Source organism: Williamsia sp. (genome assembly GCF_036566845.1).
GTDB lineage: Bacteria > Actinomycetota > Actinomycetes > Mycobacteriales > Mycobacteriaceae > Williamsia.
Genome location: NZ_DATCVM010000048.1, coordinates 1 through 4,168, shown reverse-complemented (window position 1 = coordinate 4,168; position 4,168 = coordinate 1). Strand labels below are relative to the sequence as shown.

Below are 4,168 nucleotides of genomic sequence, written 5' to 3'. Positions count from 1 at the left end.
GGGACATCGTGAACTACGGCGCCACAGCAAATCAGCTCGGAATCAACGTGTTCGATGCCGGAGAGCACCACACGTCTCGATTCGTCATGCCCGCACCTGCGGTCGTCCTTGCCGCCGTCGCTGCCCGCACCTCGCCCATCACCCTCGCCAGCGCAACCTCGGTGCTAAACGTGCTAGATCCGGCCGCTCTGACTTCGCGCAACTCGACCTGGCCTCAGCTGGGCGAGCGGAGATCACCGCAGTTCGTAGGGCTTACGCCGAGCCGTTCGACTTCTTCGGCGTCCACGGCGTGCAGTACGACGGCGTGTTCGCCGAGAAGCTGGACCTGTTGCGCATAACCACCACCGAAGAGGTCGCCGCATGGGCAGGGCGCTTCCGGACTTCGCTCGATCGGGCGACTGTCATTCCCCGCTTGGGCGACACTGCCGGTGAGGGTAGGGAGCGGAGGTTCGTTGGACAGCGCCGGCCACGCAGGCCGTGCGGGTCTGCCCATGACGTTGGCGGATCTCGGGGGCAGTGCGGCACGGGCCAAGCCGGCGGTCGACCTATACCGGCCGTCAGCAGAGGCTGCAGGGCACCCGCGCTCCACGCTGGGAGTGGGCTTGCGAGCCATCTGTACGTGGGCGGCACCTCGCAGGGCGGCCGAGAAACCTTTTACCTGCGCTACCGCTCCTACTTCGCCGCGGGCCACGGCACGCATCTCGACCGGCGAGTTTCGACGCGATGGCCGACCCAGACGAAGCCCTGTCGGTCGGCAGCATCCAATATCACGGAAATGGTTGCCGTGCAACATCAGTCGCTCGCTGCGAATTGCTTCATCGGACTGACCGACCTCGGTGAATTACCGCGCACCGCCGTCCAGAAGTCGATCGAAAGGCTCGCCACCGGCGGCGCCCCGCGGTGCGCGGCGGCTCGGGTCGACATCCGACAGTCGGCACATCGCGACCCGCAACGCGAACTCATATCATCGAACCTCGAAGCAGTAAAGGACCTTTCATGTTCATCGCGTATGTCATTGTCGCCGCACTCTTGTCCGCGGTTCTTTTGTCCTCAGCCGCAGCCAAATTCACCCGACCGAAGCGGCTGGTCGCACAGATGTCCACCCTTGCCCTGCCCGATAGCGTGCTGCCGTTTCTCGGCGTGGCGCAGATTGCCGGGGCGGTCGGCCTCATCGCCGGATCCTGGTGGGGTCCAATGGGTATCGCTGCTGCGGTCGGTGTTACGCTCTACTTTGTCGGGGCGGTCGCCGCACACCTACGTGTCAAAGACTTTCCCGGCATGCCCCCGGCAGCCGCACTCGCGGTCGTATCCGTAGTCGTCGGCCTCTTGCGTACTGCGACCCTCTGACCGCCGGTCGACGACGCCAGTCACGAAGACTCTCGCGACTGCGGCGAGCTCGGGCCAGCAGCGGCCACAGCCTAGTCGAGACCTCAGGTTGTCCTTCCGACCGGCGTGGTGGTCCGGCGCCGGCAGCCATGGCCGCGGACGAGGCCGGACAGGCCCTCGTCCGTCACGATTCGGTCGACGGCACAGTTGCGTTCACACCGACCATCTTCCCTGCGGAAGAGGTCCATGTTCGGCTGCCCGTACATCTCTGCCTTCAGCACTCTGATGCGGTCTAATTGACCCGGGCCGAAATGGCATTCGAGGGTCGGTCCATCGAGCGGATGCTTGCCGTAGTGAGGCCTGCTATCCAGCTCGCCAGATCCTATCCGGCCAGCAGACCGGCGATCCCTGTCGCGTGGCGCCGAGTCCAGTTGCAGACCAAGCGATTTACGATGTCAGCTCCGCGCACTAAGGTCGAGATTCTTGCGCCGGCTCTGTGTCACGCCCGCCTGCCGCTTGCCGCTCCGCATCTAAAGGGCTTTTTGGGTCCAGGCCTCGCACCAACCGTGCGAGAAGGGCGCCGAGCGTCGTTACCTCGTCGGCGGACAAGCAGCTCAATGCGAGTTCGCGGGCTGCGGCGCTTTGGATCGGCGCCGAATCGCGCAGCCGACTACGCCCTGCCGTCGTGAGCTCGATGTCGAATGCGCGTGAATCCTCAGTAGACCGGACGCGACGCACAAGGCCGCGCGTTTCGAGTCGCACGACGACCTTCGACATGCGTGGCAAGGAGGCGTAGGTACGCTCGGCCATCTCACTGATCCGCAACGTGTGCTTCGGTGAGTCCAGGAGCGACATCAGCGCCCCGTACTCGAACAAAGTCAAGTCGACCGCCCGGAGACGCTGGTCCATCGAGGGTGTGAATAGCTGGGACATCACCGTGAGTGCAATCCACAGCTCCGCCTCCGTATCACTCAATCCGGGTAGCCCTCTTGACATGTCAACGATCCTACCAAAGTAGTTGCACCTGCAACTGTCCTTCTATATAGTTGCCGGTGCAACCAAAATGTGGAGGGTGAATCGCAATGGCTCGTCGAGCTGTTTCGTATGCGGGATCGGATGGAGAGTTCACTCGCAACGAGAAACGGAAGCCGCTCGCCTTTCTTTCGTGTGGACACTGACAGGATTCCCGGGAATCTGACACGAGGACCGCAGCAGAGGCCTATCGACAGTCGATCGAACTGGTCGTCGCAGCGGAAGAAATTGGCGGCGACGGGGCACACTTTCCGCGTACATCACTTTGCCGAGCAACTGACCGCGCCATTCCCGCTCCTCGCTTCCGCAGCGGAACGCACCGGAACGCACCGGAACGCGCCAACCGACCAATCCACTCGAAAGGTATCCCCATGTTCGAGAACACCACTCATCTGATCGCCGCTCAAGAGCCGATCGTGTCCGTCAAACCCATCGCCGTGCCGAGCAACGCGCGGGGAACCGCCCTGCAGCTTCGAATATCCGCGCCCACGAGCGGGACCGATCTCCCCGTCATTCTTTTCTCCCACGGCTTCGGTGAGTCGATGGACGGATACGGTCCACTCACGGACTGGTGGGCATCGCACGGTTTCGTTGTCCTGCAGCCCACCTATCTCGACTCCCGCAGCGTGGGCCTCACCGACGAGGACCCCCGGCGCGCCGGCATCTGGCGGCAACGCGCCAACGACGCGATCCGGATCCTTGACCATCTCGGCGAGATCCTCGACACCGTCCCGGGACTACGCGAACGCACCGACACCACGCGCATCGCCGCCGCCGGACATTCTTTCGGCGGCCAGACCACCGGAATCCTGCTCGGCCTCGGCGTCGTTGATCCAGATACCGGCGACATCGTGTACTCCCCCGACGAACGGGTGCGCGCCGGGGTTCTCATGGCCACGGCCGGACGCGGCAGCGACCTGTCACCATTTGCCGCAGAGCACTTCCCCTTCATGAACCCCGTCTTCGACCGCATGACCGCACCAGCCCTCGTCGTCCTCGGCGACAAGGACGACTCACCACTCAGTACCCGCGGCCCCGATTGGTCAGCCGACCCCTACACCGACAGCCCAGGCGAAAAGCACCTCCTCACTCTGCACGGCGGCGAACACTCCCTCGGCGGCATACCTGGCTACGACGTCCGCGAGACCACCGATGAGAACCCCGCGATGGTACGACAGCTGCGCGAGACTGCAGCAGCATTCCTCCTCCACGCCCTCCACCTCGACGACACCCACTGGGAGTCGGCGCAACGATCCCTCTCCGGCAACGGAACCGACCTGGCGCGGATGGAGTCGAAGCAGTGACTCGGACCATAGCCCTCGAAGAACATATGGTCACCCCCCAAATCGAAACGCAAGGAATGTTACAGCCTCCGCAAAAGATCTTCAGCGGCAACGGAATACGAACATTGAGTCCGGTGCAAGGGTAACCCCCTACGCATCGTCAGTGATATCACAGAGTGGACGCGACTGACTCCCGAACCGGTCCAGGCCTCGCGGGGAGCGGGTGACGGTGCTCTTCGAAGAGCGAACGCGGCGAAATCCTCAACTGAGATGCGCACAGGACGACCGATGAACGCCTCGATCTGACAATCAACAGTCAGGAACTTGCCGTGAGCGGCAAACGTGGGGCGCCCGGCGCGGACACGAATCAGCCCTTCGAGGCTCAATGTCTATCAGGCGCACGTAGTCGCCGCCGGGCAAAGTTCGCCCCACTGACTCACTGCCGGACGCACCGGACGCACCGGCAGCCGCGTGTACCGCGAATAACGCCCCGACTGAGGGCTTCTCAACTCCACCGGCCCGCCGAA

At 63.6% G+C, this 4,168-nt stretch carries 3 protein-coding genes and 1 pseudogene; 3 read left to right on the top strand and 1 reads right to left on the bottom strand.

From position 1 onward, the window contains the following. Window positions 1–8: 8 nt before the first annotated feature. Together VIQ49_RS28875 and VIQ49_RS04100 are read left to right on the top strand one after the other, a co-directional pair. A pseudogene (locus tag VIQ49_RS28875) lies at window positions 9–406 on the top strand (LLM class flavin-dependent oxidoreductase); the annotation flags it as partial. 590 nt (window positions 407–996) lie between these two features. Next, a complete protein-coding gene (locus VIQ49_RS04100) occupies window positions 997–1,347 on the top strand; it encodes a DoxX family protein (RefSeq protein ID WP_331881086.1) in 351 nt (116 codons plus the stop codon). A 447-nt stretch (window positions 1,348–1,794) separates the two neighbouring features. Here VIQ49_RS04100 and VIQ49_RS04095 read toward each other — a convergent pair whose 3' ends face one another. Continuing rightward, window positions 1,795–2,235, bottom strand: a complete 441-nt coding sequence (locus VIQ49_RS04095; RefSeq protein WP_331881084.1) for a MarR family winged helix-turn-helix transcriptional regulator — start codon at window positions 2,233–2,235, stop codon at window positions 1,795–1,797. A gap of 494 nt (window positions 2,236–2,729) precedes the next feature. Between VIQ49_RS04095 and VIQ49_RS04085 the strand changes: the two genes are divergently transcribed. After that, window positions 2,730–3,662 carry an alpha/beta hydrolase family protein gene (locus VIQ49_RS04085; RefSeq protein WP_331881082.1) on the top strand — a complete coding sequence of 311 codons (933 nt, stop codon included), beginning with the start codon at window positions 2,730–2,732 and terminating at the stop codon, window positions 3,660–3,662. Window positions 3,663–4,168 lie beyond the last annotated feature (506 nt).

Coding starts and splice junctions, on each gene's coding strand:
- VIQ49_RS04100 (WP_331881086.1), top strand. CDS start 997: ATGTTCATCGCGTATGTCATTGTCGCCGCACTCTTGTCCGCGGTTCTT.
- VIQ49_RS04085 (WP_331881082.1), top strand. CDS start 2,730: ATGTTCGAGAACACCACTCATCTGATCGCCGCTCAAGAGCCGATCGTG.
- VIQ49_RS04095 (WP_331881084.1), bottom strand. CDS start 2,235: ATGGACCAGCGTCTCCGGGCGGTCGACTTGACTTTGTTCGAGTACGGG.